28 protein-coding genes and 1 pseudogene are annotated in these 25,526 nt (G+C 60.8%); 13 read left to right on the top strand and 16 right to left on the bottom strand.

The features are described 5' to 3' along the window. Positions 1-26 precede the first annotated feature (26 nt). Positions 27-239, top strand: coding sequence for a hypothetical protein (locus AC1DLV_RS27150; protein WP_476803143.1), 213 nt, complete (start codon positions 27-29; stop codon positions 237-239). 502 nt (positions 240-741) lie between these two features. On the opposite strand, the gene AC1DLV_RS27145 is transcribed toward AC1DLV_RS27150, so the two are convergent. Further along, the gene (locus tag AC1DLV_RS27145; protein ID WP_476803142.1) at positions 742-2,157 is read right to left on the bottom strand and encodes a cryptochrome/photolyase family protein; all 1,416 of its coding nucleotides are present in this window, start codon (positions 2,155-2,157) and stop codon (positions 742-744) included. A gap of 131 nt (positions 2,158-2,288) precedes the next feature. Here AC1DLV_RS27145 and AC1DLV_RS27140 point away from each other — a divergent pair, with 131 nt between their 5' ends. Beyond that, positions 2,289-3,083, top strand: a complete 795-nt coding sequence (locus AC1DLV_RS27140; protein WP_476803141.1) for an SDR family NAD(P)-dependent oxidoreductase — start codon at positions 2,289-2,291, stop codon at positions 3,081-3,083. 13 nt (positions 3,084-3,096) lie between these two features. Here the strand turns inward: AC1DLV_RS27140 and AC1DLV_RS27135 are convergent, their stop codons facing one another. From AC1DLV_RS27135 to AC1DLV_RS27125, 3 genes are read right to left on the bottom strand one after another with little or no spacing between them, the layout of a single operon-like run. Then, complete coding sequence (locus AC1DLV_RS27135) at positions 3,097-4,314, bottom strand: class I SAM-dependent methyltransferase (protein ID WP_476803140.1); 1,218 nt, start codon at positions 4,312-4,314, stop codon at positions 3,097-3,099. Next, positions 4,311-5,108 carry a DUF1365 domain-containing protein gene (locus tag AC1DLV_RS27130; RefSeq protein WP_476803139.1) on the bottom strand — a complete coding sequence of 266 codons (798 nt, stop codon included), beginning with the start codon at positions 5,106-5,108 and terminating at the stop codon, positions 4,311-4,313. Before AC1DLV_RS27130 ends, AC1DLV_RS27135 begins: the two co-directional genes overlap by 4 nt. Further along, entirely contained in the window at positions 5,105-6,457 is a 1,353-nt protein-coding gene (locus AC1DLV_RS27125; RefSeq protein ID WP_476803158.1) for an NAD(P)/FAD-dependent oxidoreductase, read from the bottom strand. Before AC1DLV_RS27125 ends, AC1DLV_RS27130 begins: the two co-directional genes overlap by 4 nt. A gap of 236 nt (positions 6,458-6,693) precedes the next feature. Here AC1DLV_RS27125 and AC1DLV_RS27120 point away from each other — a divergent pair, with 236 nt between their 5' ends. From AC1DLV_RS27120 to AC1DLV_RS27110, 3 genes are read left to right on the top strand one after another with little or no spacing between them, the layout of a single operon-like run. Then, positions 6,694-7,272 carry a sigma-70 family RNA polymerase sigma factor gene (locus AC1DLV_RS27120; protein ID WP_476803138.1) on the top strand — a complete coding sequence of 193 codons (579 nt, stop codon included), beginning with the start codon at positions 6,694-6,696 and terminating at the stop codon, positions 7,270-7,272. Next, entirely contained in the window at positions 7,269-7,931 is a 663-nt protein-coding gene (locus AC1DLV_RS27115; RefSeq protein WP_476803137.1) for a ChrR family anti-sigma-E factor, read from the top strand. Before AC1DLV_RS27120 ends, AC1DLV_RS27115 begins: the two co-directional genes overlap by 4 nt. A 37-nt stretch (positions 7,932-7,968) precedes the next feature. Continuing rightward, complete coding sequence (locus tag AC1DLV_RS27110; RefSeq protein WP_476803136.1) at positions 7,969-8,385, top strand: DUF2177 family protein; 417 nt, start codon at positions 7,969-7,971, stop codon at positions 8,383-8,385. Positions 8,386-8,449: 64 nt separating this feature from the next. On the opposite strand, the gene AC1DLV_RS27105 is transcribed toward AC1DLV_RS27110, so the two are convergent. Continuing rightward, positions 8,450-8,572 carry a tryptophan-rich sensory protein gene (locus AC1DLV_RS27105; protein WP_476803135.1) on the bottom strand — a complete coding sequence of 41 codons (123 nt, stop codon included), beginning with the start codon at positions 8,570-8,572 and terminating at the stop codon, positions 8,450-8,452. Positions 8,573-8,726: 154 nt separating this feature from the next. On the opposite strand from AC1DLV_RS27105, the gene AC1DLV_RS27100 reads away from it, so the two are divergent. Further along, positions 8,727-9,035 (top strand): hypothetical protein, encoded by a 309-nt coding sequence (locus AC1DLV_RS27100; RefSeq protein ID WP_476803134.1) that lies wholly within the window; start codon positions 8,727-8,729, stop codon positions 9,033-9,035. Between the two features lie 85 nt (positions 9,036-9,120). Here AC1DLV_RS27100 and AC1DLV_RS27095 read toward each other — a convergent pair whose 3' ends face one another. Beyond that, a complete protein-coding gene (locus AC1DLV_RS27095) occupies positions 9,121-9,552 on the bottom strand; it encodes a potassium channel family protein (RefSeq protein WP_476803133.1) in 432 nt (143 codons plus the stop codon). A 160-nt stretch (positions 9,553-9,712) separates the two neighbouring features. Next, positions 9,713-9,874, bottom strand: coding sequence for a hypothetical protein (locus AC1DLV_RS27090; protein ID WP_476803132.1), 162 nt, complete (start codon positions 9,872-9,874; stop codon positions 9,713-9,715). Between the two features lie 284 nt (positions 9,875-10,158). Between AC1DLV_RS27090 and AC1DLV_RS27085 the strand changes: the two genes are divergently transcribed. Further along, the gene (locus AC1DLV_RS27085; protein ID WP_476803131.1) at positions 10,159-10,626 is read left to right on the top strand and encodes an Hsp20 family protein; all 468 of its coding nucleotides are present in this window, start codon (positions 10,159-10,161) and stop codon (positions 10,624-10,626) included. A gap of 95 nt (positions 10,627-10,721) precedes the next feature. Then, a complete protein-coding gene (locus AC1DLV_RS27080; RefSeq protein WP_476803130.1) occupies positions 10,722-11,231 on the top strand; it encodes an Hsp20/alpha crystallin family protein in 510 nt (169 codons plus the stop codon). Between the two features lie 324 nt (positions 11,232-11,555). On the opposite strand, the gene AC1DLV_RS27075 is transcribed toward AC1DLV_RS27080, so the two are convergent. Continuing rightward, entirely contained in the window at positions 11,556-11,747 is a 192-nt protein-coding gene (locus AC1DLV_RS27075) for a hypothetical protein (protein ID WP_476803129.1), read from the bottom strand. An 18-nt stretch (positions 11,748-11,765) separates the two neighbouring features. Between AC1DLV_RS27075 and AC1DLV_RS27070 the strand changes: the two genes are divergently transcribed. The 3 genes from AC1DLV_RS27070 to AC1DLV_RS27060 all read left to right on the top strand — a co-directional run bounded on the left by AC1DLV_RS27070 (position 11,766) and on the right by AC1DLV_RS27060 (position 13,218). Then, on the top strand, positions 11,766-12,110 hold the full coding sequence (locus AC1DLV_RS27070) for a hypothetical protein (protein ID WP_476803128.1): 345 nt from the start codon (positions 11,766-11,768) through the stop codon (positions 12,108-12,110). Positions 12,111-12,182: 72 nt separating this feature from the next. Then, positions 12,183-12,482, top strand: coding sequence for a hypothetical protein (locus AC1DLV_RS27065; protein WP_476803127.1), 300 nt, complete (start codon positions 12,183-12,185; stop codon positions 12,480-12,482). Between the two features lie 481 nt (positions 12,483-12,963). Beyond that, a complete protein-coding gene (locus AC1DLV_RS27060; RefSeq protein WP_476803126.1) occupies positions 12,964-13,218 on the top strand; it encodes a DUF1344 domain-containing protein in 255 nt (84 codons plus the stop codon). A gap of 1,078 nt (positions 13,219-14,296) precedes the next feature. Here AC1DLV_RS27060 and AC1DLV_RS27055 read toward each other — a convergent pair. From AC1DLV_RS27055 to AC1DLV_RS27040, 4 genes are all read right to left on the bottom strand, one after another. Next, complete coding sequence (locus AC1DLV_RS27055) at positions 14,297-14,512, bottom strand: hypothetical protein (protein ID WP_476803125.1); 216 nt, start codon at positions 14,510-14,512, stop codon at positions 14,297-14,299. Positions 14,513-15,024: 512 nt separating this feature from the next. Continuing rightward, complete coding sequence (locus tag AC1DLV_RS27050; RefSeq protein WP_476803124.1) at positions 15,025-15,207, bottom strand: DUF3606 domain-containing protein; 183 nt, start codon at positions 15,205-15,207, stop codon at positions 15,025-15,027. Between the two features lie 149 nt (positions 15,208-15,356). Further along, entirely contained in the window at positions 15,357-15,578 is a 222-nt protein-coding gene (locus AC1DLV_RS27045) for a hypothetical protein (protein ID WP_476803123.1), read from the bottom strand. 268 nt (positions 15,579-15,846) lie between these two features. After that, positions 15,847-15,984 carry a hypothetical protein gene (locus AC1DLV_RS27040; RefSeq protein WP_476803122.1) on the bottom strand — a complete coding sequence of 46 codons (138 nt, stop codon included), beginning with the start codon at positions 15,982-15,984 and terminating at the stop codon, positions 15,847-15,849. Positions 15,985-16,779: 795 nt separating this feature from the next. Here AC1DLV_RS27040 and AC1DLV_RS27035 point away from each other — a divergent pair. Both AC1DLV_RS27035 and AC1DLV_RS27030 read left to right on the top strand, forming a co-directional pair. Continuing rightward, the gene (locus AC1DLV_RS27035; RefSeq protein ID WP_476803121.1) at positions 16,780-17,868 is read left to right on the top strand and encodes a sensor histidine kinase; all 1,089 of its coding nucleotides are present in this window, start codon (positions 16,780-16,782) and stop codon (positions 17,866-17,868) included. A 5-nt stretch (positions 17,869-17,873) separates the two neighbouring features. After that, positions 17,874-18,112: pseudogene (locus tag AC1DLV_RS27030) on the top strand (phage integrase central domain-containing protein); the annotation flags it as partial. A gap of 573 nt (positions 18,113-18,685) precedes the next feature. On the opposite strand, the gene AC1DLV_RS27025 reads toward AC1DLV_RS27030, so the two are convergent. From AC1DLV_RS27025 to AC1DLV_RS27010, 4 genes are all read right to left on the bottom strand, one after another. After that, on the bottom strand, positions 18,686-21,721 hold the full coding sequence (locus tag AC1DLV_RS27025; protein ID WP_476803120.1) for an autotransporter family protein: 3,036 nt from the start codon (positions 21,719-21,721) through the stop codon (positions 18,686-18,688). Between the two features lie 886 nt (positions 21,722-22,607). Then, positions 22,608-22,904, bottom strand: coding sequence for a hypothetical protein (locus tag AC1DLV_RS27020; protein WP_476803119.1), 297 nt, complete (start codon positions 22,902-22,904; stop codon positions 22,608-22,610). Positions 22,905-23,591: 687 nt separating this feature from the next. Then, on the bottom strand, positions 23,592-25,112 hold the full coding sequence (locus AC1DLV_RS27015; RefSeq protein ID WP_476803118.1) for an amino acid permease: 1,521 nt from the start codon (positions 25,110-25,112) through the stop codon (positions 23,592-23,594). Positions 25,113-25,148: 36 nt separating this feature from the next. Then, positions 25,149-25,508 (bottom strand): DUF1937 family protein, encoded by a 360-nt coding sequence (locus tag AC1DLV_RS27010; RefSeq protein ID WP_476803117.1) that lies wholly within the window; start codon positions 25,506-25,508, stop codon positions 25,149-25,151. Positions 25,509-25,526: the final 18 nt, after the last annotated feature.

Genomic DNA, 25,526 nt, shown 5'->3' with positions numbered 1-25,526 from the left:
AACTGGGTCAGAATGAGGCTCAGAGCATGCTGCTGCGACAGACTGGAATAGTCCTGCGCCGCAGCGGGGAAGACGTGTGCTGCGGTGAGAACTCCGAGCAGTCCGAGGAGGAAGTGGGTGCCGTCGCGATCGTCGCCATCCAGCGCGACCCAAGCTGCTTGGTGGCCTTGATTGCGCAGATCCTCGTAACGCTGGTTCATCAACGAGGACTTGCCGAAGCCGGCAGGCGCTATGACTAGTGTCAGGCGTCGGTCGCCGGCATCGTCGAGCAGCCTCAGCGTCCGGACGCGCCTGACCTGAGCCATGCGTGCATCAGCTTCACCTTCAGAGATGCGCTTGGGCGCCGCCATTCTGTCAGAATCCAGGATCAATCAGCAAGCCGATATCATGAGCCGCGCGAACATATACACCTTGAGGCCACCCAAGGCGGTGTTTGTGCTGCGGATCGGGGCCATCTGCGAGGCGGTGATGATACTGCGCCGGGCATATCTTGTTTGCGGCGTGTATCATCGCCAAACCTTCGTTGACGTTTCCAAGTACAGCCCCAGCGCCCTTAACAACGACATCTCCAACGTACTCGAGGAGGGCCTCGTCCGTTGGGTCAACAAGCTCGGTTATGGCCTACTCGAGGTCGAGCGGAACGGCCGCTTGTCGATGGCATTATCCCGGAACCTGACAGACCGCTCCCGGCCCCAATTCTCAAACACCCTCTTAGCCCAAGCGCTTGCCGGATTCGGTGCGTTATGCGTTGAGTGCGGCGAAGTTCTCCCGCGCCCGCCTCTGCGACCCGTTGAGATCCAATATCGGGCGCGGATAGCTTTGGCCGAGCACCACGCCGGCACGTCCGAGCACGCCCTTGGGCGCCTCGAATGGCCGGTGTATCCAGGCATCCGGCATTCCGGCCAGTTCCGGCAGCCAGCGCCGGACGAATGTGCCGCGTGGGTCGAAACGCTCGCCCTGCAGCAGGGGATTGAAGATGCGGAAATAGGGCGCGGCGTCCATGCCGCAGCCGGCGACCCACTGCCAGTTGCCGGGGTTGCTCGCCACGTCGGCATCCACCAGCGTGTCCCAGAACCATTTTTCGCCCTGCCGCCAGTCGATGAGCAGGTTCTTGGTCAGGAACGAGGCAACCAGCATGCGCACGCGGTTGTGCATCCAGCCGGTCTCCCACAGCTGGCGCATGCCGGCGTCGATGATCGGGATGCCGGTGCGCCCGCGCGTCCAGGCCGCGAATGCGTGCCGGTCGTCGCGCCGTTCCAGCCCGGAAAGCTTGTCGCGCATCGCGACGGCGGCAATGTCGGGGCGATGGTAGAGCTGGTGATAGTTGAAGTCGCGCCAGATCAGCTCGGACAGGAACTTTTCGACGGCCGTGCCCCTTGCCGGATGCTCGGCGGCGACCGCCTGCGCGGCATACCAGACCTGCCGGGCGCTGATCTCGCCGAAGCGCAGGTGCGGGGACAAGGCCGACGTGCCCGGCCTGCCCGGACGGTCGCGGTCCTCGACATAGCCTTCGAGCGCCTCGTCGAAAAAGTGCAGCAGCGCCGCCCGTGCGCCGTCCTCGCCAACCAACCAGTGGTGTTCCATCTCCTGGGCCCATTTCGGCTGAAAGGACCACGCAGCGACGCCGTCCTCCGAGGGCTCACGATCTCCGGGAACGGGATTCGGCAGCGGAAACGCGATCGGCCACTGCCGCAGCACCCTGGCGAAGGGAGTGTAGACCTGGAACGCGCCGCCGCTGCCGGTCTTGATGTTCCAGGGCTCGACGAGGACGTTGCCGGGAAAGGATGTCGCCGCCATCCCGCCATCCTGCAGCGCGGCCTTAATGGCGCTGTCGATCTCGCGGGCCCCAGGCGCATAGCGGCGGTTCCAGAGAACGTTTGTAACGCCGAGCCGTTGGGCGGCGGCCGGCACGATCTCTTGGGGATCTCCGGTTTCGACCTGCAGTTCGATGCCGGCAGCATCCAGGCTTCGGCCGAGCGATGCGAGGCTTTTGCCGAGCCACCACGAGGCCGCGCCGCCGAGCGGGCGCAAGCCGGGGGCCTGCTCAAGCACATAGAGAGCCGCAACGCGCCCGCCCTGGGCAACCGCGGCATCGAGGGCCGGGTTGTCGGCCAATCGGAGGTCGTCGCGAAGCCAGACCAGCGAACGAAACATCATGGCAACTCCTGACGGCAAATGCAGGGAAGACAGATGAATGCACCCGTCGCTTCCGGAGGCAGCGCCCTTTGAACCAACTGCCGGTTTTCAACGTAACAGGGGTGTAGATCGGATTTTGCAAAGGAATGGCCATGGGCGGAAATACAGACGTCGACATGCACGCCGGGGCCGGGACGACGAGCGGCCGCTCGGCATGGGTCACCGGCGCCGGCTCCGGCATCGGTCGCGCACTGGCGCTGCGGCTCGCCGGGGACGGCTGGAACGTCGCTGCCAGCGCGCGGACGGCGCGAGACCTTGCCACGCTTGCCGCCGAAGCGCCTGGCCGCATCCATGCCTTTCCGCTCGACGTGACGGACACGGTGGCCGTGCGCGAGGCCGTTGCCGGCATCGAGGATGCCCTTGGGCCGCTCGATCTCGCCGTGCTGAATGCCGGCAGCTATGCCCGCGACTCCGCCACCCAATTCGACGCCGCTGCCTTTCGCGCCACCGTCGAGGTCAACCTGATGGGCTCCGTCCATTGCCTGGCCGCGCTGATGCCACGCATGCTGTCGCGCGGGTCCGGGCACATCGCCGTCGTGTCCTCGGTCGCCGGCTATGTCGGCCTGCCGGGTGCCGCCGCCTATGGCGCGTCGAAGGCCGCGCTCATCAACATGTGCGAGGCGCTGCATCCCGAACTCGCCGCCCGCAACGTCCGCCTGAGCCTCGTCAATCCTGGCTTCGTTGACACGCCGCTGACGCAGAAGAACGACTTTCCGATGCCGTTCCTGATCTCGGCCGACGCGGCGGTCGATCACATCATGGCTGGGTTGAAATCGCGGCACTTCGAGATTGCCTTTCCCTGGAAGATGGTGCTGTCGATGAAGGTCCTGGCGGCCCTGCCGGCAAGACTGCGCCTTGCCGTGACGCGGCGCATGGTTCGCAGCTGAGCGCCGCTTCCTCTCAGTCACGCGCCAGAAGGAACTGGGCCACGTCGATCCTGCCGCTGTGAAAGCCGGTCGCGCAATAGTGCAGATAATAGCGCCACATGCGCTTGAAGCGCGCATCGAAGCCGAGCGGCTCGATGCGATGCCAGGCGGAGACGAACGCCCTGTCCCAGGCAAGCAGCGTCTTGTCGTAGTCGGTCCCGAAGAACTTTCGGTCCAGGACGGCCAGCCCCCGCTCCGTCGCGACGGAGGTAAAGGCGCGGGGCGAGGGCAGCATGCCACCGGGAAAGATGTAGGTCTGGATGAAGTCGGCGTTGCGGCGATAGTGGACGAAATGTTCGTCGGCAATGGTGATCGCCTGGACCATGGCGCGGCCGCCGGGTTTCAGGAGCGCCCGCAGCGCGTCGAAATAGGTCGGCCAGTTTTCCTCTCCGACAGCCTCGAACATTTCGATGGAAACGATCTTGTCGAACCGCCCGGCGCAGTCGCGGTAGTCCTGAAGCCTGATCTCCACCTTGACGGCAAGACCGGCCTGCGCCAGGCGCTCCCGTGCGAACTCGGCCTGCTCGCGCGAAAGCGTGAGCCCGGTCACCCGGCAGCCCGTCTCGGCCACCGCATATTCGGCAAAGCCGCCCCAGCCGCAGCCGATCTCGAGAACATGGTCGTCCGGGCCAAGATCGAGTGCTTCGACGATGCGGGCGTATTTGGCCCGCTGTGCGTCGGCCAGGGACTGGTCCTCGCTCAGGAACAACGCCGACGAATAGGTCATCGTCTCGTCGAGCCAGTGACGGTAGAAGTCGTTGCCGAGATCATAGTGGAAGGCGATGTTGCGCCGGCTGCCGGCGCGCGTGTTGGCGCGCAGCCGATGCCGCAGGAATGCGACCAGCCTGGCTGGCCCCGGTGCGTCTAGGACAGTGCCGAGCGCAGCCTGATTGGCAACGCCGAGCTGTAGCACCGCGCCGAGGTCGGGCGTGTCCCAGTCGCCGTCGAGATAGGCGCGGGCAAAGCCGAGGCTGCCGCCGCTCGCCAGCTTCCACACCAGCTTGGCCGAACGCACATTGAGGCTTGCCGACGGACCGGGCAGTGCGCCTTGCGCAAAGTGCGTGTCTCCATTCGGAAATCGGATGGTGAGCTGGCCGGCGGCGATCCTGTCGCCCCAGCCGCAGAGAAGTCGCGCCCAAAGCGGCCGGCGAAGGCTCCTCGCGGAGACCGACTTTCCTTCAACATTGCTCATGGATGGGTGTGTCCTGACATTTTTCCCGCGACGATGGTCGTGGCGACCCTGTTGGCGGCAGAGCGATGCCGGTGCACTGGGATGCCCTTCCACCAGATGCGCAGCGCCTCCCAGTGGATGCCCACCGTCACCTTGAGGGTCATCAGCGGGTAGCGGATCAGCGCACGCAGAAGCGCGGGGTCCGACAGCGGCTCTCGCCGGCCCGCAAACGACGCGACCAGAAGCGGGCCCTCGGCGTCTGATTCATCGATGCGCACCAGTACCTTGTCGCCCGGCGGCTCGATGTGGAATCGGTAGAAGCACGACATCGGCATAAAGGGCGAGACATAGAGTTCCTTGGCGCAGCCTTGCCGCACCGGCCCCGTCGCGCCATCCTCGACCGGAATGACATAGGTGTGGCGCTCACCGAAGGTGTTGCAGACCTCGTAGAGGATTGCCCGCAGCGCACCGCCGGGGGCATGGCAGAAATACACCGTCAGCGGATTGAAGACGTAGCCGAAGATGCGGGGATAGCACAGCACCCGGATGCTCATGCCCTCTTCCAGGATGCCGGCTTCGCGCAATCGCGCTTCGACCCAGTCGCGCAGGCCGCTGTCGCTGCCGTCGCCGTGATCGGCGTCCCAGAAACTCAAGACTGCCCGTCGGTTGTAGCCGAGCAGCCGCGACGAGGAGCTCATGGCATTCAGTTCGTCGAAATCGAGCAGCAGCGAAAAGACGCGATAATTCATCCGGTGTCGGCGCGGCCTTGCGCGCGCATGCACCACCTCGCCCAGGAAAAGCGCCGACTGGCTCATTCCGCTGCCTCCAGTTGGGGATGGAGCGCGATCCGGCCGGATTCGTCAGGTACCCGCCAGGGCCGCCGCACGTCTGCAACGGCCTCGGCGGCGGCCAGGCCCGACTGCAGTCCGTCCTCGTGGAACCCGAACCCGAAATAGGCACCGCAGAACCAGGTGTTGCGCCTGCCCTGCAGCCGCCAGAGCTGCTGCTGGGCGTCGAGCGCGCGCTGGTCGAACAGCGGATGGGTATAGCTGTAGCGTCCGATGAGCTTCGATGGAGCGACCTCGCGGGTCGGATTGAGCGTCACGAAAAGCGGGTGGCGCATGTCGAGGTTCTGCAGCCGGTTCATCCAGTAGCTGACGCACAGCGGCTGGGCGTCTTCGACTCTGCTCTCGCCGATATAGTTCCAGCTCGACCAGACACGCTTGCGCTTCGGCATCAGGTTTTCGTCGGAGTGCAGCACCGCCACATTGTCGGTGTAGCGGAAGGCGCCGAGCAACTCCCGCTCCTCGTGGTCGGCATCGGCCAGCAGCCTGAGTGCCTGGTCGGCATGGGCGGCAATGACAACATCGGTAAAGGTGTCGGCGTTTCCTGCCGCATCAGTGATGACGACGTGGCCGTTTGCGCGCAAAATGCTCCTGACCCCAACGCCGAGACGGATGCCTTCGGCAAAATCCTTGCTCAGGCGCTGGACATATTCACGGCTGCCGCCGAGCACCGTTCGCCATTTGGGGCGATCGGCGAGGCTGAGCAGGCCGTGGCTGGCAAAGAACCTGACGAAGGCAAGCAGCGGATAGGCGCGCATCTCGCTCGCCGTGGTCGACCAGATCGCCGCCCCCATCGGCAACAGATGATCCTCGATGAAGGCGGGCGCGTAGTTGTTGCGATCGAGATATTCGCCAAGGCTGACGCCGTTCAGGTCTACTCGCAGCAGCAGGGCCGGCGCCTCGCGGTAGAAACGCAAGATGTCCCGCATCATCCGCCAGAAGCGCGGCCGTACGACATTGCCTCGTTGGCCGATGAGGCCGTTGAGTCCGGAGCCGGAATATTCGAGTTTTCCGCCCTCGAGAGAGGCGGCGAAGGACATGCTGGAGGCAGTCGTCGGCACCCCGATTTCCTTGAACAGGGCAACGAGGTTGGGATAGTTGCGCTCGTTGTAGACAATGAAGCCGGTATCGACGGGAAGAATCCCATCCTCCGTCGGAACCATGATCGTGTTGGAATGACCGCCAAGGCGCTTGTCGCTCTCGTAGAGTGTCACGCTGAGCTTGCGGCTGAGAAGCCAGGCCGCCGAAAGGCCCGCAATTCCAGAGCCGATGACCGCCACGCGGCGTGCATGGTCCGGCAATTCTCTGTTGGTACGAATGTTCACTTACTGCCTTTCCGATGCTGCAACGGCCTTGTTTGCTGATACGCAGCCAGGGTCGCACCGGATTGGTGGGGACAAAAATTTCGCTGATCGGTGATCCGGCCGTCTTTACACGACGTATCGATGACATGAACACGATCGTTCCCATAAGCGCGCCGGCGTGGCAAAAACCCTCTATGGTGGGGCATTGGCGCCTCTCCGCGCTGCGGCATTGCGAGTTGGGAAGTTTTAGTATGCGCCGCAAGACTGATACCGACCAAACTCCAGACATGGTCGCGCTGCTGCGCGCGGTCGGTGCGCGGCGGGACCTCGAGGCCTATGAGGCGCTCTTTCGCCACTTCGCGCCACGCGTCAGAGCCTACATGGCACGCACGGGCGGCGACGGTCAGCTGGCCGAGGAGCTAATGCAGGAAACCATGATCGCGGTCTGGAACAAGGCCGACAGGTTCGATCCGGCCAAGGGCGCGGTGTCGACCTGGATCTTCACCATCGCGCGCAACCTGCGCATCGACGCGTACCGGCGCGAGAAGCGTCCGGATTTCGACCCCAACGACCCCGCCTTCGTGCCTGACGACGTCGCCCCCGCCGATGCCGAGTTCGATGCGCGACAAGCCTCGGAGCAGTTGCACCAGGCAATCGCGGCGCTACCGGAGGACCAGGCGGCGCTGCTGAAACTGTCCTTCTTCGAAGACCATTCGCACAGTGCCATAGCGGCGCGCCTGAATCTTCCCCTGGGAACGGTCAAGTCGCGCATGCGCCTCGCCTTCGACAAAATGCGGGCCGCGCTCGCCCACTCGGGAGAGGTTTCGTGACTATCCGTCACCATATCAGCGACGACCTGCTCGTCAGCTATGCCGCCGGCAGCCTCGCCGAAGGCTGGAGCATCGCGGTCGCCACGCACCTCGCGCTTTGCCCGTCCTGCCGGCGCCGGCTCTCCGTCGCCGAAAGCATCGGCGGCGAGATGCTCGAGACCATTGCCGACGATGCCACGCTCGACGATTCCTGGGCCAGCGTCCGCAGCCGGCTGCAACAGCAAGCCGCAAGCCCTGCCGACGCGTTGCCGAAGACAGCACCCGTCGGCCGCGGCGGCGGATTGCCGGAGCCGTTGCGCTCCTATGTCGGCGGCGACTTCGATAGCTTGAAATGGCGGCCGCTCGGGCGCGGCGCCTACCAGATCCCGATCCGCACCGGCGATCGAGAGACTAGGGTGCGGCTGCTGCGCATCCCCGGTGGCAAGCCGGTGCCGGAGCACAGCCATGGCGGGCGCGAGCTGACCCTGGTGCTCAGCGGCAGCTTCGTCGATGGCAACGACATATTTGCGCGCGGCGATATCGAGGATGCCGACGCCAGCCTGACGCACCAGCCCGTAGCCACCCCGGACTCCGACTGCATCTGTCTTGCGGTGACGGACTCGCCCCTGAAATTCCGCAGCTGGATCATGCGGGCGATCCAGCCCATCCTGGGCATATGACCGGGCGCGTCTTTCCCAAGAGCAGCCGAGAGCACCGATGATCGCCAGTTACGCCGCCGCCTATGCCGCAACCGCAGTCGTGTTCTTCGGCCTCGATTTCGTCTGGCTGTCGACCGTATCGACCAGCTTCTACCGCAGCCGCATCGGCTCTTTGCTTCTCGACCAGCCGAACCTCGGGGTCGCCGGCCTTTTCTATCTCGTCTATGTCGCCGGCATCGTGCACTTCGCGGTGATGCCGGCGGTGAATGGCGCAAGCTGGGCGACGGCGCTGGTCAATGGCGCGCTGCTCGGGCTCGTCGCATACGGCACCTACGACATGACCAACCTGGCGACGCTGAAGAACTGGTCCGTCTCCGTCAGCGTCGTCGACATAATGTGGGGCATTGCGCTCACCGCAACCGCGGCAACTTGCGGATATGTCCTCACCGCCTGGACGGTGGCCAAACCAGGGTGACCATTCCCTGCCGCGCGGGCAGGGGCAGAGGAGCGGCGGCGAAACCCGCTTTTGGCCGGCCAGCTCAGTTCAGCGTCACGACGCCCGCGGTAAGTGCGGTGGCGAATGCGGTCCATGCCGCGTAAGGCAGGAACAGGACGGCCGCGAGCCTGTCCTTGTTCCATGTCGCCGCGATGAACGCCAGCACGGCCGCCTGTAATTTTTCATGGAATGTGGACCCTGTTTAAGGGGTGATTTTCGTCCAAACGGTACGCGAAAATACGGGGTCCCGATTCCACGGTCATTGACAACGAGGGTTTATATCACAGGCGTTCGGCGGCGCTGAAACAGTGGTCTGTAGCGTGCGCGAGGGCATCACAGCGGGAGGAATGCATGGCGCATGTTGTCGCTATTCGTTCGTGCCTTCCAACCCTTGGGTTGCGGTCGGCTGGCGCGATAGGGAATCCATCTTAGTCGACCTTGCACCGATGTTTGCACGCCACGACATCGCGCTGCATCCACAAGGCGCCAAGCGCCTGAAACCCGGCAAGATGGAGACTTCAAACTGCCCTGATTTTTCCGAAACGATTCACGCTAGAGGACGCCATATGCCGCAAAGTAATGAGGCTGTTTTCATCGTTGGATACGTCATGGTGATGGTGTTCGTCTGAGTTCGAACGACGGCCGAATGATATTGTCCGTCATCCCCGCTGGAGGCGTCACCGAGTCCACTAAGCAGGCGGCGGTGCAGCACTCTCAGAAATGCTCCCCGGCCTTGAACGGACCGATCCGAGTTCCAGCGGCGATCAGATAGGCCGTCGACCAGCCAATTAGAAGAAATCCGTTCACGCCCTCAAGAGCCGCCAGCACGCGCCATGCGTGCGCGGGCACAACGTCACCATAACCTACCGTCGAAAAGGTGATGGTCGAAAAATACAGGGCGGTTTCAAAGTCCTCAAAGATATCAAGCAGCCAGTAAAGGCCGGCCCAGAGCCAGACCTCGGTGGTCATGACGGCGAAAAGCCCCATCACCACGCTGATCATCGCGACGATGCGGCTGCGGCGTCCGTGCATGCGAAACCGGGCGACGAGGTCTCGCATCGAATGGGTAACGGCGATCAGACCAAAGGTGTGGACCAATACCGTTACACTTATGACGATCGTGCCGATGAGCAGATGGAGGATCATGCGCAGAACTATAGCCGCTCAGACGCCTTGGTCCTTGTGCGAGATCAATTTTTGCGCCGGCGCAGGCCTGAATCTCCACCCAGTTTTGCGCCAGACGTCGGCGGCGCTGAAACGGTCTGGGTCGTCGGGGAGGCGGTGTGCCGCAGTCCAGCACGATGCGCTAGTTCGGCACGATCTCCAGAAAGCCCACGAGGTTCGGGAAGCGTTGCTGCTTACCCTTTAACACGCGCATCATGTCGAACCGCCAGACCCCACCCTCGCGGATGTCGGCCTCGTGGTCTCGATGCTGAGGCCGGCGGCCGTGCCATTGCGCCAGCGCCATAGGAGCTGTCACGGGGGTGCAAGGTATTTGCCTTCGCACACCGGCAGGCTGCCTACAGTCCGCCCCGCAGAAACCTCTATTCGCTCAACGCTTGTCAGCAGCTCCGGCCTGCTAAATCGCTACCACGCCGTCAAAATGGCGGCTCAATTGGTCGCCCCTTGACGTCGCGCAAATCGCTTCCCAACTGATTATTCGTCGGCCGCTGTAAGGGGCCGGCACTGTCAGGGAGCGCCAGGCTTCTTGGCGTACCCTCGTACTTATGTTGCTCCAAGGAGGATGTAGCTATGAGAACAAATATGGACTTCTCTCCCTTCTACAGGTCGAGCATCGGCTTTGACCGGATTTTCGACCTCCTCGAAAAATCCAGTTCACCGCAGGCCGACAATTGGCCGCCCTATGATATCGTCAAGCTCGGTGAAGACACCTATCGTATCGCGCTTGCGGTAGCTGGGTTCGCAGAAGACGAGCTTTCGATCACCCATGAGCCGAACCTGCTCGTCATCAACGGTTTGAAGACAGAAAATGGCGAGGTTTTGTATCTCCACCATGGACTGGCGATGAGGACCTTTGACCGTCGTTTCGAACTCGCCGACCATGTCAGCGTCATGGGTGCCAAGCTCGAGAACGGGTTGCTGATCATCGACCTCAAGAAGGAAATTCCCGAGGAAATGAAGCCGCGACGGATCGCGATTAGCGCCGAAGCTGACAAGAAGTCTGCGTCGAAGCGAATCGAAGCCAACGTAGCGGCATGATCTATCTGGACCGGCCGCCGCGACACCCCATCTGGGGTGGGGGGTCGTCGTGACCTGACAAGAAAGGACACCAACAAAGACGAAAGGAAAAGACGATGAGTGTGCGTGATCTGATTCCATGGAACCGAGGCAACAACCAGGCTCCGACGATCTATCGTAGCGAAGACATGGATCCGTTCATGTCTCTGCATCGCAACGTCAACCGGCTGTTCGACGAGGTGTTCAGGGGATTTGACACACCGTCGACGTTTAGCCGCATGACGCCTCGCAATGGCACCTGGCCCAGCGTCGAATTCTCGGAGAACGACAAGGAAATCCGGGTGGTCGCGGAAATGCCCGGACTTGACGAGAACGACGTCGAGGTTCTGCTTAACGAAGGTGTTCTCACACTTCGCGGCGAGAAGAAATCGGAAACCGAAGACAAGGATCGTCAGTTCAGCGAACGCTATTACGGGCGTTTCGAGCGGCGCCTTGCTCTCGGTCGCAAGGTCGACGAGGACAAGGTGGAGGCGGCATTCAAGAACGGCGTTCTCACCGTGACCCTGCCTAAGACGGAAAGGGCGCAGGCGAACGCCAAGCGCATCACAATCAATACCACCAAGTGATAGTTGACTGGCCGGTCGGGGTGGCTAAGGTCCCGGCCGGCATCCTTGAAGAGGGAAGGGCGTAAGGTTTTGGAGTGACGGCACTTTTTCTTGCAAGTCGTTGGATGTGAGCGACTGGACTTGCAAACTCGGCGATTGATATCGACAGACGCCGAATATTCACAGAAAGAAATTTCTGGCAAATCCTCAATGAAATCAACAGCGTGGCAATTTGACGAGCCGTCTGTCGGATATTGCGTGCATTTATAGAGGAAAAGTCGTTGGGAAATCAGCTGGTTAGGGCAATTATCGACAGTTGAGTGGGATTCGGTAATTGGCCGATCGCTACACCCGTTCATCTATAAAAATGGGCGGGAGTAGGACGATGAATAATGATGTGGCAGCGGGGAGGTAGTCCTCGGCTTCGACTACGGCGCGGTACCGCCGGAAGTTCGAGATCAGCTGCAGGATAACGCCCGCGCCATCCGCGGCCTTCTTGTTGAAGCAGCGGGGGCGCTGGGCGATATCGGCGAACATCTACATCGGGCTCGCCAATTGTTGCCACACGGTGCTTGGCTTCCCTGGCTAGTGTCCGAAACGGGAATGTCTGAGCAGTGGTCACGCGATTGCATCAATGTCTACACGCGTTTCCGAAGCCAACCATTGATCTTCCAAGAGCTCAATGTGGCACTCCCCCCTACGGCGATAGTGAGGCTGGCAAACGCTCCGGATGCCGCATGCGATGACGTGCTGGATCGAGCCCGTAGGGGCGAGCGGCTCCGCGTGGTGAATGTGGAGACTGTCATTAGGAAACATCGGACGGTTGAGCCGAAATGCAAGACTGCACCTTCAACTGAGATCGTCGACAGTGCCGACGCGCTGAGGACGATGGGGCATTGAGCACTGGATGAACTCATCCCACAGATCTTGACTCGAGCACGTGCGGTCTTGGCGGTTTTATCGGAAGCCGAGATGAAGCTCGCGTCCGGCGGCAAGGTCACGGTGGAGAGTCTCAAAACCCTACGATTCGATGCCCAGTGGCTGACAGATGCTCTTGATCAGATCTCACAGCGGCGCGCTGCCGGGCAGACAAAATTGGTTCACTCGACCTTCCTGGATAGAGCGCCCTTGGAGGATGGCCCCTGGTCGCAGGCCGCGGCGTTCCTCAGCGACGTTTCAAGCTCGGACGCTATAGCTGCGGCACTCAGGGTAGGGGTTCCAGCTTTCGTCGATCGAGGTGCCAAAGCGCTGCGGTGTGTGGTCAGCGAATGATGCTGGATCAAAGCTGTCGCATCGTGAGAATATCCGTCACCACCCAACGAGTGCCGGGTTTTTTTGTATTCTCGGCCCGCTCTGGTTGCTTTGCCAGCGTCGAAATATTGAGGTGATGAACAAGAGGGCCAGGCTTTCGCGCGCTCTTTTGTGAAGCCATTGGCGCGGGCCGAGCCGAAATCGTCGAGCGTGAACCAGTCGGGCACGCAGGGGGCCAAGTCGTTCGGAATCCACTGCACCCAGAGACATAGGGCATCTATGTCGAACACAGCTTGCCGGTGGCACGTTCGTCTCCTGCTAAGTCACAAACCATTGAGCCATGGCGATCTCTTTTTGGGAGAAGACTGCCGTAGAGCTGACTGCTTCGCTATCGCCAGATTTGGCGATTGACGCGCATGAAAACCGCTCGGCACTTTCTGTGCAACCATTCGCCCCCGTTACCCGTTTGCTAGGCGAAGGGACTGATCCAAGGAGAAAGACAATGAGGAAACTCATTCTCGCCCTCGGTACTGTTGCATTCATGAGTGGCGCGGCATGGGCAGCTTCGGTTGACGGCGTCGTCAAGGAGTTCAAGCAAGATACTCGCGTTATCACCCTTGAAGACGGCAAATCCTATACCGTTCCTGCAGATATCGCGTTGCCCCCAGAGCTCGCGGTTGGCAAGAAAATCTCCATCACTGTGGCTGACGACGATGCAACCAAGGTCACCGCAGTGACAGTCGGCTCGGCGATGTGATCATTCTGGATCCAAATTTCTCGTGATCAAAACCCCGCTGCCGCAAGGTGGCGGGGCTTTCTTGCGTTCCGGTAGCCGCCAGACAATTGCCTGCTTGGATATTTGCTCCAAGCAGGCAATTGCATCGCGCACGGCATTTGTGTGCTTGGGGCGGATGGGGTACCGTCGCAATGCTCTCTTGTCGGATGTAAGGCGTCGCGCCGGCGCTCTACCCCATCAGCCCGAAAGCAATGTTGCTCTCCCGTCGCGCGGCAAGCAACTAGATCAATGGATTGACGATGCCCATTTTGGCAGCCCGTTGAGATGTGTCGGGCGATCGGAATCCTCAGGCATTTGCAAGGCAACGCGCCCGGCCTTGCCAATCGGCAAGCAGGGAAATTGCCGCCGACCTTGAGCCGGGCGCGCGATCCGGGTCGCAGGCTGTGGGGCGATGACCCGGATGGCATCAGCATGTGCCACCCACGTTAATGAGCCGTGGAAACGCAAAGCCAAATATTACCCTGCTTCTAATTTTGTTTTGGTGGCGGCAACAATCACATCGCCGCACTACCTGCCGAAAGGTGTCGGGGCTATTTTTCTGTTTTGTGGGAACCTGATTTGAACGGCCGACGTTTTGGTGAGCGGAGCAGAAAGGGCGTGGTCTTAACCTTTCAGCTGCGCCCGTCTGGGCCAGACCAGCATGCCGCAAATGCTGGTCTTTGCTGTCCGTGAGGCGTGCTCCCCTCCGACACGCCTATCGGCCTGCCGGTGACCTCCCGGCAGGCCTTTTATGCATCTCGTCAATGGTGGAGTTCGCGCTGTTAACTCCGAGTGATCCGGCATTGGCCTGGTAGGCGGGAACGGAGACCGCATGATTCGGTTATGGGGATGCCCGTTCGATGTGACTTCCAATCACATCAAACGCAGCCTGTCCACAGTAAGGCTCCGTCGATGCTTGTCGATGAACTCGCCGATGCCGAAACGCTCCGCCGGGAGCTTCGAACCCTGCGGCGGAGCATAGCGCACATGACCAACAGACGCCTGTTTGATGAGGTTGATACACTACTGTCAGTTGCGCAGCACCAAACAGAGCAGATTATCACTCGGTTGGGTCAGATTCGTCCCTAGAGGCAAGCGCCGCGCTCACCAGCACATCGATCATTTCATCCGAATAGACCTCGCCCGGACAGTAGTCTTCCGCGATGGTCCGAGCTAATTGGCGCAGATCGTCCGGGTCCGTAGTGCCGGTGGAAGCGAATTTCTCCATCACGGACCGGATGACGTCAAAGTCGAACGCAGAAATGGGAGCGACCATCACTTCCTCACAACTGGGCGGAAGCATTGGCGCTTTCAGTCGACGATGCCCGCGAAAGTTACCGTCGATGGCGAATTGTACTCCTCGCAACTGCGGACAGACAAATGAATATCAAGCCGACGCTAGGAACAATCTGGCACTTCGTGGTTTGTGATGTCTGGAGTGTGTCCCGACCCCCCACATGCGCGCTCCAGGCAAGGCCTGCCGTGACCCCTCCCGGCAGGCCTTTTGACTCCCTGGCAACCTGTTGGTGCGCAGTGATGATGATGCAACCAAATCTGTGCTGGAAGCGGCCTGTCGAACCTTGCTAGGCAGGCCGTTTCTGCGCTCAAGGGATCAGCACTTCCGTCACGGTCGCATGCCGCAGCTTGTCCTCGCCGCGCAAGTACTTCACCATGACGCGTAAGACCGGCTGGACCGGCACCGCTTCTTTGTTGCCGGCCCCGATTGAGGCCGCCGCTCTGGCGGCTTGTCAACCAGCGTCGGGATGCACGGCGGCACGAACGGCGTCATTACCCATAGAGGCGCTGAGCAATAATGGCGTCAAGCTTGCCTCGAGATGGTCCGTAGCGCCGTATCAAAGCTGCGGCTTCACCTCGCGAGAGGTCATATTTATGCGCGAACTCTTCGATCTCATAATCCTGCTGGGATACGAGCCTTCTGTCTTCCTTGGTTTTCATCGGGTCGTCTGGCATTTTGGCCTCCAATTTAGAGGCGACTAAAACGCACGACCGCCAAAATCGATCCATCCTCCTGAGGAGGCGAACGGACCTCCCGCTCTAGGCAATTGAGTTCGCGGTTAGCGTGTGCATTCCGTCAAGCGGGTCGCAAAGCGCAAGAACCGCTACTCCCACGCGACGACCGCACCGGTGCAGTCAAATCCGCAGCTCTCTGTCCACGCGATTGCGATGACGGTGACAAGGCACGCAATCAAGATAAATCCCGCAATCCCAGATTTAACGCCGTCATACATTGCGCCACGACGCAAAGAGCACCAAGTTTGCCCGACGAGCGCAAAGATCAGATAAAGGCTCGCCGTGGCGGCCAAGGCCATGATTGTTAACATTGCCGGCCTCTTTTCAACCAGCAGGATAGTTGAAACGCGCGGCGCGCGATCGTTCCGTTCCGTGCGGACGTGGCGATTGCCAGCGGGCAACCCGCCCCTAACTAGGCGGTTTGTTGGACGACCAACGTCAAGACACCATCAGACGTAACCCCAGCCGCCAAGACATGCGTGGGATTCAGCCCAGCCGCCGGAAGCGTCAACAATGCCTGGCATGAGTCGCCGATGAGAGCTTGCAACTCTTGTAACTCATCAGAGTTCGTATCTGCGATTACGGCTTAGTCTGGTCCGGTCCCAATGCGGTATCCATTGACTGCCACGTCTTTTGCTGAGTGGGCGGCTCGTTGGAGGCGACGGGGAAGGCGGCAATCGCGGCAACGAAGGCAATCATAATCTTCAGGTTAGGCATGGAGTGCGCTCCTTGGTGGTGGCTTGCGCTGACCTAAGCCCTGCCGAAGGGGAACGCGGCTGAGTCAAGCGCGGCCTGGTGCGTCATACTCCCGCTGCAAGAGCTCGACTAGCTCAACACCGGGCAGCTCGGCGAGCGGCCGAAGGTGACGCGTAGATGCGGTCGCCGTCGCGGTCGCGGCCGAAGACCTCGATCGTCCGTCTGCCGACATCCGCGATTCGGGCACGGCGTATGCCCATGCGTTCGGCCTTCCGCTAGAGCGGCCGACAGATAGAGGGAAGCCGGTCAATAGCGGATAGTGAAGATCGGTGGCCGAAACTCTTCTTCTCAACCAGTCTATGGACCGAACGAATTAGTTGGTGCCAGCTTGGCTGAATACAACCGTTCCGTCGTCGTCCTTCCTCACCTCCACCGCGACGATACCTTCCTGCTTTCTCCCGTTTGCCGCACCAAATCAGCGTGTGAGCCACCGGTGGGAAGTTCCTTTTCAGTCGGTTCTTCTAGCGCGCAGTGGCATCGGGACGAAACGGACGACCTATACCTATAAAGAACACGCTCTGGGGCCGCTGGATTTGGGCGATCCGGCGTACCTCTTCCACGATTGTCCGGCAATACGACGGAAAAGTCGAACTGAATTACGACCGTGAGGGCCTGCATTTCACAATGGTCCTGCCGCTCCGCGACACAAAGACTCCTAATCCTTGAGCGGGGGCCTTGCCGCCTTTTGCTTTGGCAATAGCGGGAGTAACGTATCGCTGGTATTGATGTCGCCCATTTCCAGCACAGGGGCCGAAGATGACATCCGATGCAGATAAAGCCGAGGCTGTGGAGCAACTGCTCGATACACCTGACCTTGCCAATGCGCTGGAAAGCGAACAATTCAAGAAATTCCTCGACCAAGTGCCGATTGCCATAGCGGTCTCAGACCTGAAGGCGAAGGAGCGCGTTGTCTATGCCAATCCGGAATTTGAAAAACTCTCGGGCCTGACGGCGTCCGGCCTTACGCGGCAAAACTGGTCCGCACTTTCCGGCGTTGGCCTCCACCAGCAAAAGGACCGCCCCCTGGCCGAGGCCGTGATCGAGGAAACCGATTTCGTCGGCACCTTCCGGCTTGAGTGCGACGCGGATAAGCAGGCGCTTGTCGACGTCTATTCCAATCTTATTGAGGACGACAACGGCAAGATCTGCTTTCGGCTGGTGGCGCTTGTTGACGTGTCGGCTCATGGCGAGACTGCGGATCCGCGCCCAGTCGAGGAGCGCATGCGCGAAAAGGACATGCTGTTGCGGGAGTTGCAGCATCGTGTGAAGAACAATTTGCAGATGATCACCGCGCTAATTCGTCTGGAAACCCGAAATGCCACCGAGCCGGACCAGAAGCGCTTCGAGAGGCTCGCCGGTCGCGTCGACGCCCTCGCCATCCTCTACCAGACGCTGTCAGCTGACGAGCAGAAGGATGAGGTCGATCTAGGCGTCTATCTCAGCCAGATCGCGTCAGCGGTGATGACCTCGCATGCAGTCGAGGGTATTCGACTCGACATGAAGGTGGATACCTATCCGGTCTCGATCAACGTCGCCATGCCGACAGGGTTGGTGGTAAACGAGCTGCTGACCAATGCGCTCAAACATGCTTTCCGCGGCCGTGACGGTGGCACAATAACCCTACACAGCTTCGTCGACGGCGATGGTTGCAGGATCATCGTTGCGGACGACGGGATCGGGCTGCCTGAAGGCGAGAGCTGGCCCAAGCATGGTAAGCTGGGGGCGCTGATTGCGCACTCGCTGACTGAGAACGCCAAGGCGGAATTCGACGTCAACTCAAGTGCCACGCAGGGAACCAGGGTAACTATCGTTTTCAAACGGTCGGCTGCTGCCGCAGCGAACTGACGCCCCCTATGGCGGAGAGCACACGCTCGATGCGCCGCTCAATCTTCGAGCGTGATCTGTTGCCGATCTGGCGAAACCGCCTGCTCACCGAAATCACGCCCGACGATCTGCGTGCGCATTGCGCGAAGATTGTCGAGCGCGGGGCGCCGGCAACCGCAATCCATGTCACCGAGATATCCTCAAACAGATTTCTGGCTTTGCCATCCTGCACGGGGAGAAGGTTTCCAACCCCGCAGACGATGTTCTGCTTTTGCCGTTCGCCTGCATTTTTAGGCCTTTGGCGGCCGGTGCATTTGATGCGGGGGTTGCCTGGGTGCACCGGCCTAGGCAGAGATCACAGACCGTCTGCCCGCAAGCATCCTGCCATGGGTGCGGTTGGGATGCACATCTACAACTCTACGTCACAAGTGAGCTTGCACGTACGCCAATAGTCCATCTTTTCGGAACCATTCGGACACTACGTGGTTTGTGGTGTCTGGAGTGCGTCCAGAACCCCATAAGTGCTCCAGGCGAGGCCTGCCGTGACCCCTCCCGGCGGGCCTTTTAATTTCCTCATTACAACGGGTATGCTGCGAACAAGCGGCTTGTTCTTTTGACAGGGGTCAGGCTGTTAGGCGGCCTGCCGAAACCTGAGCTTTGGCAGGCCGCCGCCGACGTAGATTTACCGGCGATTAACCTTGCTGCGCGACCATGGCTTGGCGGAAATGTACCAAGTCCCGCGTCCTTAAGCTTGACCATTCAAGAGCCCCGTCACCACCCTGTGAGTTGCGGGGTTTTTTGCATTCTTGGCGTGTTGCCAGTGCCTCTGCTCGTCCCCTCAAGCACACCCTCTAGCATGGGGCCTGCCGCAACCCCCTCCCGGCAGGCCTTTCTCTTTCCCTACCACTTCACCCTGAAGCCGGCGGTACCGGCAAGGGCGTAGCTGTCGCCGAAGTTTTCCAGCGAACTGTTGACCGAGACCTCGCCAAAGACTGCGTACTTGTCGTCGTTCCAATTGTAGTCGCCGCCAAGTCCAAGCCCTGTCCGGCCGGCTCTCGAAGCTTACGCCCGAAACGTCGACCCGGGTGGCGTCGAGGAACTGGTAGTAGAGATTGGCGATGCCGTAGAGATGGCGGCGCCGGGTCTTGCCTTCGTCGTCTTTCCAGTTCTGGTCATGGTCGGCGGAGATGCCGAGCCGGCCAAGCAGGGAGTCGCCGCTGCCGAGTGAGATGTTGGAGCCGAAGACATCGGTGAAGCTGGAGAAGTCGACATTGGCGTAGACAAGCTGGGCCTGTGGGGTCAGCGTCCAGGTCTCGTTGAGGTCGATCTTCTTGCCGGTTTCGAGCGACAGCGCATAACCAAAGCCGCCATTGCCGTCGACAAGCGTCGGCGTCTCCAGATCACGCGCCTTTGAGGTCAGGTCGCTGTTGAACCAGGTCAGCTGGGCCTGGCCGTCGACATAAAAGCCGTTCTGGTCATACCAGGTCAGCGTGCCGCCGAAGCCATAGCCATTGGTGTTGATGTCGCCATCGCCAAAGAACGAGGTGACGTTGCTCGAGGCCTGGCCGAAATGCACGGTGATGCCACCGATCAGCTTCGAGCCGTCCTCGGCCTGGTGCAGCAGCCCGTCGAGGCCGGCCTGCAGCCTCCACACATTGGTGTCGTAGTCGGTGCCGGAGTTGCTGACCGCCGGTTCGATGCTAGCGTGGCTACCCTCGATGCGGCCCCAGATCGCCCGCTGGTCCTCGATCAGTGCCTGGTGGCCATCGGCGCCGGCATAATATTGCGCTTGTTCGCCTGTGACCGGACATTGGAAATTCTGCGAAGCGTCCTTGCAGAACACCGTCTCGGGTGCCGGCTCGGTCCAGTAGCGGTTGCCGACCCGCTGCTGCAGCGTCGGCACGGTGTTGAGTGCCAGCAGATGCTGCGGATAGACCTCATAGAGTGGCACGCCGGGCTGATAACGCGGCTGCGGAGGAACGGGCGGATTAGGTGGGGTCGGGTCAGGAGGCGTTGGGCCAGGCGGCGTGGGCGGGACCGGCCTCAGCGACGAGCGCAGGTACCAGTCGCTGTCGGCTGGATCGACGACGCCATTATGATGCAGCGTATAGGCAAAGGCGCCGCCGACCACCGCTTGTTGGCCGTCCGCGGTAACAAACTCACCCTGGAGGGCAAACGATCCATTGGCAGTGGTCGCGCCGTTGATGGCATCGACAACCTTGATGCCGTCGGAAAGGGTCAAGGCGCCCGGTCCAGCGGTGTTCCTGATGATTAGCGTAGTGTCGCCGGTTGCCGTGCCGCCATTGATGACAAGCCGGTCGGAGGCAGCGCCGTCCGTTCCCAGATAAGTATTGAGCCCAATACGCCCGCCAATGCCCACGTAGCTATTGGTCGTCAGCGTCTTGTAACTCGTCAGCTGCGCCCGGTCACCGGTCGGTGGCGAATAACCGATCAGGCTCGCGTTGTTGACAAGCGTGGTTACCGTCGATGTGCCTGTCATGTTCCACAGCGAGTTGTTCTGCAGTGTAACATTCATAACGGCTGAACTGGCGGTCTGGGCGGAGCCGTTGATCGTCGAGGCATCAGCCGTGAACGTTGTGCTGGCCTGACTGACCGAATCCAGGGCAATGCCACTGCCGGCATTGAGTGTTGACCCTGTCAGCGTCGCGACGTTAACGCCCGTAATTGCCCGCAAACCATCGCCGGCCGGATTCACCGTCGCGTTGGTCACTTTGATGGTGTTAACCACACCAACCGGGGTGGGCCCGAAGTTCAGGCCTGCGGCGCTCGCCCCTGTAGTTGTCACGGTCTGGTTGGCGAAATTTATCGTGCCTCCTTGCGTGGCTTCCAGCCCGTGACCGGAGGCGCCACTCGTGGTGACTGGCGTACCATTGGCATTGATAATGCCGTTGCCCTGCGCTCGAAGCCCGACGGCCTGAGGTCCGGACGTGGTAACACTGCCGTTGGTCAAGTTGACAACACCAGGGACAGCACCAGATGCAAAGGCGAACGCCCCGGCTGCGTTCTGTCCTGCAGTCGAGATCGTTACCCCCGTCGCGCTCAAGGTGGCATTGTCCTGAGCCGACACGCCTGCCGCTCCGATACCATGCGTCGTGACCGACCCGCCATCGAAGGTAAGTGTGGATCCTAATTGGAAGGCCTCAGCGCCGACTGAACCGTCGCCAAAAGTCTCGACGGTCACATTTCGAGCGGCGATGCGTGCCAAACTGCTAGCATTCGCACTGGAGACCATGCCTACGGCGTTTGCCCCGCGGGTAATGATTCCCGTATCGCTCACGTTGATTGTCGAACCGGCAAGTGATGCAATGCCGTTTGCGCCGGCGCCCGTGGTCTCGATGCGCGAGCCATTTTGCACCGTAATGACAGCGCCACTGGTTGCCTGGATGCCGTTAGCAGCCGCGCCTGACGTGAGTACTGTCGTCGCATCAACCAGCACGCGGTTGCTGGAAATTCCATAAACGCCATATGCGGAAATACCTGCGGTCGAGATACTGGTTCCATGCAGAGCGATGCCGGCCGTACCGCCGTTTGCAAACGCACCATAGGACGAGCTCGTACCGGTGCCCGTTGTGGCCAATGTCGTGATCGAGCCGCCAGTGTAGTCAATCGTCGCCCCGGTGCGGGCCCCAATTCCGCTCGCCTGGTCACCGCTCGTGGTGATGGTGACGCCCGTCGCATTGACCGTGCTGCTGTTAGTTGCCGATATGCCGGTTCCAGGCCCCAAGGGGGCGGAAGTGGTATAGGTCGTGGCGGGGAACAGCGGCCCTGGCACGGCCACCGTCGAGCCGTTGGTGACTGAGATGGCCTGCGCTTGGGCCGTCGCAACGAGTGCAATCAGAGATGTTGTCGACATAGCTGCGCGGAGTAATCCCGCACGAGCTGGCGAATGATTAGGAGCGGGTAGAAATCTGATCTTCACGGAATATTCTCCGAGCCGCGCCCTACAGCCACATTAGCGTGCGTGGATATTATGGTGCACGCAAGTAAGCCAGGGGTTGAGCTGCTATGTTTATGGACGATTGCTGGGTGGTGTGGCTTTTTGGCAATAGCTAGTAATCGACGACAAAGACGATCGTGGATGGGGTCCACGGTCCTTGATCGAAAATGGAAGTTCATTCGATCCGTCTGGGTCGGCGGAACATTGGGAATGATGGAGGCTAGTCACTTTGAACCTACGACACGAGATTTCCAGCATGGCGCGCCGCACATGCACGCGCCCTATTAGGGGGCAATTAACGATTTGCATAGACTTCTGATTGGAAAATTGACGACAATCAATCAAAAACTATTACGCACTCAATCTTACATCCGCCGCTGGCGGTTGGAATTTCCGCCAGCAACGCCGCGCGATTGAGGGCTAAGGCAATTGAAGTCGCGAATCCGTGCAAGGATGACCGCCCGCGCGAGGTGCTAGTGTTTCAAAGAAGTCGGGGCTGCTTTGACTGCGACGTCCAACGGCATCCAGGCGATCGCTCCCAGGTCTTTGGCGAAGGCACCGCCGGAAGAGTTGGAGTCGCCGGAATAGATGAGGTTGCCTTCCAGGTGCTGCTTCAACGGAGGTTGCACCGCTGGAGCGATCAAGCGTTGACCGCTGACGCTATCAACTTCACTTATGGCTCATCGCCTTCTGCGGCGAAAAGCTCGCCGCATACTGGCAGCTTCATCGTGGCAATACATCGACTGAAAATAGCGATCAGCATGGAAAGGGCACCTTCGACCGTCCAGATTTTGGCCGCGGTTTAGTCGGTTCCAGCGAGAATTGCCCTGAGGTCTATCGCACCATTGGCAGTTTCGGCGTGCAGTGTTCGCTGCACGGCATCGGTATTCGCCGCAACACATTCGATCGCAGCATCTGGGTCGCCATTCAGAATATGGCGCGTCAACGTCGCCGAATATTCTGCTCGGCTGCCGCGGACTGGCGCGGCCTGATATGTGGAAAGCGCAGTGGTAAAACGCATCACGTTGAGCTGGAGCGCGCGCGCAATCACCATGTTGCCATGAATGAGCCAAAGCAGGACTAAATATTCCATGTGCAACCGCCGCATCCTATGAAAGCAAGACAGTCGTCATCGTCACGCACGACATCGACGAGGCGATCAAGATGTGCGACCGGGTCGCGATCATGCTCGACGGTCAGATGCCGCAGTATGACCGCCCCGAAGCGATCCCAAATTCGTCAGGAACTTCCTCGGTCCGGCCCGGACCATCAAGCGCTCAGCCTGATCAATGTCGCCAGCGTGATGACGGCGCCGAGGGCCACCCCCGAGGGCACCCCGATCGCGCTGGACGCCAACCTGCATGTGGCGCATGCATCCATACTGGACAACAATCTCCAGGGGGGTTGGACGTCAGGGCGCTGGATGGCTCCGTCATTCTCGACCGAGATGCGATCCTTGCCTGCCACGCGCGATAGGTCGATGAGCTCAGGGATGGCGCGGCCATCATGCGGGTGAAGCTATAGAAGTACGAGGCGTGTCGGCAGGCTGAGGCCTGACATGAGATGCGCGCAGAGTAACGAATTTGGAGCCTCACGCTCAGCAGGAAGTGATCGACATCGGCTGCGCCGTCCGCGTCGGCATGTTTGCCTGCGCGCTAGCAAATCGACCGTGCGCGATTGGCCGGCTACATAGCCAGAGTCATCAAAGTCGAAATCCGCTCGGGACCGTGCATGAGCGGAAACGGATCGGCCGATGCAACGACGCAGCGGCCGACCCGTATTGGTTTTACTCAGCCGGCGCTGCGTCGAGTTCGGCTCCGCGATCGGCGTCGAGGATGCTGTCGATCGCAATCAGCTCGGGCATCTTCAGGCCGCTCGGACCGCCGCGCGAGACCAGCAGGTAACCGAGATAGAGCGCGCCGATGGCGAACATGATGGCGACGTAGGACCAGGGTTTGGCGAACGAGGCATCGCGGAAGATCGCCAGTTCGAAGGCAAGCCAGGCGATGGCCAGGATGAGCACCGGCACTTCCCAGGCGCCCAGCGTGAAGCCCTGGCTCGGCGGCAGCTGGTGGCGCTTGGCCGCATACATCAGCACGGTCACCGCATAGATGATTGCCGGAAGTAGCGTGGCGGCCGAGAACAGGGAGAACAACGCGTCGGTCTGCTGTGAGAACAGGGCAAGGATGACCTGGCCGATGACCGCGACGAGGATCGTCGCATTGACCGGCGTTTGCAGGGTCGGGCTGATCTTGTGCCACAGCTGCCATCCCGGGAAGCGCTCGTCGCGCGACATCGCCCAGACGAGACGCGTGCCGCTGAGAAGGATGACGAGGCCGCAGGAGAAGATCGAGATGACCACCAGCACCAGCAGGAAGCTACCGACGACGGGGCCAAGCACGCGAGAGATGACGTCCGCGATCGGCGTCGCCGACGCGCTGAGCGCGGTAGGATCGCCGAGAAGGGCAGTCACTGCGATGAGGAAGAGCATGCCGATGACGCCGAGGCTGAGCACCGCCTGCCACATGGCCCTCGGGACGACGCGGGCAGGTTCGCGCGTTTCCTCGGCCAGGTTCGCTGCAGATTCGAAGCCGACGATGGTGAAGGCACCGAGCAGCGTGCCCATGATCCAAGGGCCGGCCTTTGTGAGATCGCCGAACGAGTAGTATCCTTCGGAGCCAACGGTGCCGGTGCTCGTCAGGTTGGCGAAATTCAGCTCGTCATTGATTGCGCCGACGGCAAACAGCAGCACCACGAGCCCGATCATGCCGACGAGCTGGATAGTGACGGCTACCGCGTTGAAACGCTGGGTGAATTTCGTCGAGAAAGCGATCATCACAGCCTGGGCGACGATGACAAGGCTGGTGATCCACCAGGCGTTATTGGGCGTGCCCTCATAGCCGAACAGGACCGGCAGGACGGTGGAGGCGATGGTGTAGTCGACCGCGCAGAGCACGATGGCAAGAAAGGTGAAGCTGATCCAGCCCATGATCCATCCGAAGACCGGATTGGAGATGCGCGACGTCCACTGGTAGACATAGCCGGTAACCGGAATGCGCGCGGCGAGCGAACCCAGGATGAGGGCGACCATCAACTGGCCGACGACGACCACCGGCCAGGTCCAGATACCCATCGGCCCGGAGGTTGAAAGCATGGCTCCGTAGGCGGTGAAAATGCCGGTCGCGATCGAGACGAAGCCGAAGGCGACGGCAAAGGATTGAAAGGCCGTGACCTCTCGTTTCAGAGTGTCGTGCTGGCTAGAATGATGGGACGACGGTCCGGGCCGTCCCGCAGTGGTCTTGCTCATGGTTCCCCTCCTAGTTCAGTTTGGTGTGCTGTCATGTCATGCGGGAAAATCGCCCTCGGCCTCGCTCCAGAGGCTGACGCGGCGGTTCCGTGCCTTGAAGAAGTCGATCTCGCGCGCCACCCCGGAGCTTTCCTTCCAGCCGGGGGCGTCGATAACGATCAGTTCATCCATCGCCTCCATGAAAACGGCGTCGACCGGACCCCAGAGCTTGCCGATCCCTGCCTTGTCGAGGTCGGCGAGGTGTCCGTTGATCGGATGGGACATCGACACCTGGCTGAAGACTGTGGCGCCGCCCCGTACGATGCGGGCGGCCACTGCGTTCGAAAGCTGGAACCGCTGCTCCACGACTGTGCTGTCTGCATGCCCGTAGGGGCATGCGAGAAAGATCTTTCGCATTTTCAAACTCCTGAATTG

This window comes from Aminobacter sp. 01T433 (assembly GCF_056398585.1).
Note: the sequence above shows the minus strand (reverse complement) of the source record. Positions and strands in the feature narration are given on the sequence as shown.

Excerpts from the sequence above, each read along its gene's own strand:
- AC1DLV_RS27150 (WP_476803143.1), top strand. The coding sequence starts at position 27 with ATGCTGCTGCGACAGACTGGAATAGTCCTGCGCCGCAGCGGGGAAGAC.
- AC1DLV_RS27145 (WP_476803142.1), bottom strand. The coding sequence starts at position 2,157 with ATGATGTTTCGTTCGCTGGTCTGGCTTCGCGACGACCTCCGATTGGCC.
- AC1DLV_RS27140 (WP_476803141.1), top strand. The coding sequence starts at position 2,289 with ATGGGCGGAAATACAGACGTCGACATGCACGCCGGGGCCGGGACGACG.
- AC1DLV_RS27135 (WP_476803140.1), bottom strand. The coding sequence starts at position 4,314 with ATGAGCAATGTTGAAGGAAAGTCGGTCTCCGCGAGGAGCCTTCGCCGG.
- AC1DLV_RS27130 (WP_476803139.1), bottom strand. The coding sequence starts at position 5,108 with ATGAGCCAGTCGGCGCTTTTCCTGGGCGAGGTGGTGCATGCGCGCGCA.
- AC1DLV_RS27120 (WP_476803138.1), top strand. The coding sequence starts at position 6,694 with ATGCGCCGCAAGACTGATACCGACCAAACTCCAGACATGGTCGCGCTG.
- AC1DLV_RS27110 (WP_476803136.1), top strand. The coding sequence starts at position 7,969 with ATGATCGCCAGTTACGCCGCCGCCTATGCCGCAACCGCAGTCGTGTTC.
- AC1DLV_RS27095 (WP_476803133.1), bottom strand. The coding sequence starts at position 9,552 with ATGATCCTCCATCTGCTCATCGGCACGATCGTCATAAGTGTAACGGTA.
- AC1DLV_RS27090 (WP_476803132.1), bottom strand. The coding sequence starts at position 9,874 with ATGGCGCTGGCGCAATGGCACGGCCGCCGGCCTCAGCATCGAGACCAC.
- AC1DLV_RS27085 (WP_476803131.1), top strand. The coding sequence starts at position 10,159 with ATGAGAACAAATATGGACTTCTCTCCCTTCTACAGGTCGAGCATCGGC.
- AC1DLV_RS27080 (WP_476803130.1), top strand. The coding sequence starts at position 10,722 with ATGAGTGTGCGTGATCTGATTCCATGGAACCGAGGCAACAACCAGGCT.
- AC1DLV_RS27075 (WP_476803129.1), bottom strand. The coding sequence starts at position 11,747 with ATGTTCGCCGATATCGCCCAGCGCCCCCGCTGCTTCAACAAGAAGGCC.
- AC1DLV_RS27065 (WP_476803127.1), top strand. The coding sequence starts at position 12,183 with ATGAAGCTCGCGTCCGGCGGCAAGGTCACGGTGGAGAGTCTCAAAACC.
- AC1DLV_RS27060 (WP_476803126.1), top strand. The coding sequence starts at position 12,964 with ATGAGGAAACTCATTCTCGCCCTCGGTACTGTTGCATTCATGAGTGGC.
- AC1DLV_RS27055 (WP_476803125.1), bottom strand. The coding sequence starts at position 14,512 with ATGGTCGCTCCCATTTCTGCGTTCGACTTTGACGTCATCCGGTCCGTG.
- AC1DLV_RS27050 (WP_476803124.1), bottom strand. The coding sequence starts at position 15,207 with ATGCCAGACGACCCGATGAAAACCAAGGAAGACAGAAGGCTCGTATCC.
- AC1DLV_RS27045 (WP_476803123.1), bottom strand. The coding sequence starts at position 15,578 with ATGTTAACAATCATGGCCTTGGCCGCCACGGCGAGCCTTTATCTGATC.
- AC1DLV_RS27040 (WP_476803122.1), bottom strand. The coding sequence starts at position 15,984 with ATGCCTAACCTGAAGATTATGATTGCCTTCGTTGCCGCGATTGCCGCC.
- AC1DLV_RS27035 (WP_476803121.1), top strand. The coding sequence starts at position 16,780 with ATGACATCCGATGCAGATAAAGCCGAGGCTGTGGAGCAACTGCTCGAT.
- AC1DLV_RS27025 (WP_476803120.1), bottom strand. The coding sequence starts at position 21,721 with ATGTCGACAACATCTCTGATTGCACTCGTTGCGACGGCCCAAGCGCAG.
- AC1DLV_RS27015 (WP_476803118.1), bottom strand. The coding sequence starts at position 25,112 with ATGAGCAAGACCACTGCGGGACGGCCCGGACCGTCGTCCCATCATTCT.
- AC1DLV_RS27010 (WP_476803117.1), bottom strand. The coding sequence starts at position 25,508 with ATGCGAAAGATCTTTCTCGCATGCCCCTACGGGCATGCAGACAGCACA.